The organism is Devosia sp., from assembly GCF_017307565.1.
Lineage (GTDB): Bacteria > Pseudomonadota > Alphaproteobacteria > Rhizobiales > Devosiaceae > Devosia.
The window spans coordinates 1-3,172 of record NZ_JAFKHD010000301.1 but is presented as its reverse complement, the minus strand read 5'-3'; the positions used below and the strand labels follow the sequence as shown (position 1 = coordinate 3,172).

At 61.3% G+C, this 3,172-nt stretch carries 5 protein-coding genes; all 5 read right to left on the bottom strand.

What is annotated here, in order from left to right:
- On the bottom strand, positions 1 to 446 hold a 446-nt coding region (locus tag J0I64_RS08995), incomplete at its 3' end, for a DnaB-like helicase N-terminal domain-containing protein (protein ID WP_291407300.1).
- A gap of 234 nt (positions 447 to 680) precedes the next feature.
- On the bottom strand, positions 681 to 1,247 hold the full coding sequence (rplI, locus tag J0I64_RS08990; protein WP_366933729.1) for a 50S ribosomal protein L9: 567 nt from the start codon (positions 1,245 to 1,247) through the stop codon (positions 681 to 683).
- A 94-nt stretch (positions 1,248 to 1,341) separates the two neighbouring features.
- A complete protein-coding gene (gene rpsR, locus J0I64_RS08985; protein ID WP_152565849.1) occupies positions 1,342 to 1,590 on the bottom strand; it encodes a 30S ribosomal protein S18 in 249 nt (82 codons plus the stop codon).
- Between the two features lie 24 nt (positions 1,591 to 1,614).
- On the bottom strand, positions 1,615 to 2,013 hold the full coding sequence (gene rpsF / locus J0I64_RS08980; RefSeq protein ID WP_291407298.1) for a 30S ribosomal protein S6: 399 nt from the start codon (positions 2,011 to 2,013) through the stop codon (positions 1,615 to 1,617).
- 235 nt (positions 2,014 to 2,248) lie between these two features.
- Positions 2,249 to 3,172 (bottom strand): GGDEF domain-containing protein (locus tag J0I64_RS08975; RefSeq protein ID WP_291407296.1); only part of this gene is annotated, 924 nt, incomplete at its 5' end.

The window sequence follows — 3,172 nt, the reverse complement described above, 5'->3', positions numbered from 1 at the left end:
ATCTGCCGGTTCGGGGTCATTTCGACCTCGGACTCATAGGCGACCGAAACCATCTCCTCGCCGACCAGAATCAGGCTGCGGCGAATGGCGAGGTCGTAGATGGCCTGGCCATAGTCGGAGGCGTTGATGACGGTGGTGGCTTCTGCCGCAAGACGCGCCAGATACTGCGCCATGGTCATCTCAGGCAGCAGCTGGTCGGGCAGGTGGGTCTTGATCGTGGTGGGATCGGCCGACTTGCCGGCGCGGATCACCTTGCTGGTGATCTCATAGATATCCCGGTGCACCGGCTCATAAAAATGTTCCGGCTCAAGGAAATCCGAGACCCGGTAGAAGGCTTCGTTGTTGATGAGGATGGCGCCCAGAAGAGCTTGCTCTGCCTCCACATTGTGGGGGGCGACGCGAAACGACTTGTCTTCGGCCGGGTGGAGCCGTGCGATCTCAGCCATCGTGATCCTCGGGGGTGTTAACCTTTCTAACCACGCATAGGCGGGCAGAGTCTCGGCCTAACGCGCCGCGGGTAAACGCCATCCTTCCGCAGCTTGTGAACTCTGTGGACAACGGGGATTAGTGAGACTGTTACTTGCCAGCCGATAGTGGCCTGCGCATGGCCGATTCTGTTGCCACCAAACAAAAAGGCCGAGCTTTCGCCCGGCCCTTTCAATTCCGATAGTGTCCGAAGACTACTCTTCGAAACGGTCGTCGTTGGCGGCGTCGGCCTGGCCAGCGGCGAAATCGCCACCTTCGTCAGCTTCGAAGGTGTGGACGGTAACGTCTTCACCAGCGGCCTGACGGGTCGCTTCGTCAGCCGAACGGGCGACGTTGACGATGATCGAAACGGCGACTTCAGCGTGCAGCACCAGCGGCACGGTGTGGACGCCGACCGTCTTGATCGGGTCTGCGAGGTCGACCTGGTTGCGCTGGACGATGAAACCATCGTTGGCCAGGGCTTCCACGACGTCACGAGCAGCGACCGAACCATAGAGCTGGCCGGTTTCGCCAGCCTGACGGATGATCACCACGGTGCGGCCGTTGAGGCCTTCGGCGATACCGGCAGCGGCGTTACGACGCTCTTCGTTGCGCTGTTCGATGTGGGCGCGTTCGTTTTCGAAACGCTTGCGGTTGGCTTCGGTGGCGCGAAGAGCCTTGCCCTGGGGCAGGAGGAAGTTACGGGCAAAGCCGTCCTTCACAGTGACTTCGTCGCCGATGGTGCCGGTGCGACCGATACGCTCGAGCAGAATGACTTTCATGTCTTTATCCTTTGGCTGTCCCGTTCCGGGGAACGGTTAGGGGCCGCGGACCATCCGCTACCCCAACGGGTATTTTTGGAAGTGAAGCCGAAGCTTACTTCACGGCATACGGCATGATGCCGATGAAGCGGGCGCGCTTGATGGCGCGGGCCAGTTCGCGCTGCTTCTTGGCCGAAACGGCCGTGATGCGGCTCGGGACGATCTTGCCGCGCTCGGAAACGTAGCGCGACAGCAGACGGACGTCCTTGTAGTCGATCTTCGGTGCGCCTTCGCCCGAGAACGGGCAGGTCTTGCGACGGCGCTGGAACGGACGACGGGCCTGGGAAGTGGTGAGGTCTTTAATAGCCATGGCTATGCGTTCCTTATCTTAGAAGCGACGGGGACGGCGGTCGCCCGAGGGGGCACCACGTTCGCCACGGCCACCGCCATCGCGGTCGTCGCGGTCGCGCTTCTGCATCATCGCAGACGGGCCTTCTTCCAGTTCGTCGACGCGAACGGTCATGAAGCGCAGGATGTCTTCGTTGATGCGCATCTGGCGTTCCATTTCAGCAATGGCCTGGGCCGATGCGTCGATGTTCAGCAGCGTGTAGTGAGCCTTGCGGTTCTTGCGGATGCGGTAGGAGAGACCCTTGAGGCCCCAGTATTCGTTCTTGGTGACCTTGCCGCCGCCCTGGGAAAGGACTTCGGTCAGGGCAGCGGTCAGTTCTTCAACCTGCTGCTGCGAAACGTCCTGGCGAGCCAGGAAGATGTGTTCGTAAAGGGCCATAGAATGCGCCTTCCTTTCGGTTTCGATACGCAATGCCTGGCGCGGAGCCCCTTCGAAGCCGGAAAGGCGTCAAAGCAGTCTTGCAAAGAGCGGGAACACGGGAGGCCGGACTGGAACAGTCCTGTCTTTCCCAGCTAAGGCCAGAGCCCCATCAAAGGAAAAACCCTCCGTTCAGCCCCCGGCCAAACGAATTGCTGGGCGCGCTATAGGGGAAAAGCCCCGGCAATGCAAGCGCTCAGGCGGTTGCCGGCTGCAGCAGCGTCGCACTCTTGTGGGCCATAACGCGGTTGCGGCCGGCGTTCTTGGCCTCATACAGCGCCTCGTCGGCAAGGCTCAGCATGCGCGAGAGATCGGCCGGCGCGTGGAACTCCACAAGCCCGATGCTGACGCTGGTGGAAATGAAGACGTCACCCAGCTTGAGCGTTTCCGAAGCGATGGCCTCGCGCAGGCGTTCTGCCACGCGCGTGCCTTCGTCGATTCTGGCGCCAGGCAGGACAATGGCGAATTCTTCGCCCCCAAGGCGGCCCAGAATGTCGCCTTTGCGCAGCCCATTGGTCAACAACCCGGCCACGACCTGAAGCACGTGATCGCCGAGCGGGTGACCATGAGCGTCATTGATCGATTTGAAGCGGTCGATATCGATGGCCATTGCCACGTTGGGCGTGCCGGCTCGCTGTCGGGCGATGGCGAACTCTGACATCGCGTTGAACTGACGCCGGTTCAGCAGGCCAGTAAGAAAGTCATGGTTGGCGCGGTGCTCCAGCTCGTCATTGGCGTCGAGCCAAAACGTGTTGAGCATCGACATCGCAAGGGCGCCGAGAGTCAGGAAGCCGATCCCCAGTCGGAACGAGGCAATGTCCCAATGCGAGGAGAGGCTGGAGTGGTCGACATAGAGCGGAATGATTCCCGCCGGCACCGCGAACAGAATCCACATGGCCGAAAGACCCGCGAGAATGATGCTGGTCCTCGGCTTGAACTGGGTGGAGCACCAGATGAACGCGGGCACATGCAACATCAGCGACCCGGCTCCGGCGACCACGGGCATAAGCGCGCAGGACCCGATCAGGGCCGCAAGCGCCGCACCTTTCTCTGCCACGCTCCCGCCGTCCTCGACAAAAGGAGACGACTGACGTGGTTTGATGACGCGGCTGCCCATCAC

Coding starts and splice junctions, on each gene's coding strand:
- rplI (WP_366933729.1), bottom strand. CDS start 1,247: ATGAAAGTCATTCTGCTCGAGCGTATCGGTCGCACCGGCACCATCGGC.
- rpsF (WP_291407298.1), bottom strand. CDS start 2,013: ATGGCCCTTTACGAACACATCTTCCTGGCTCGCCAGGACGTTTCGCAG.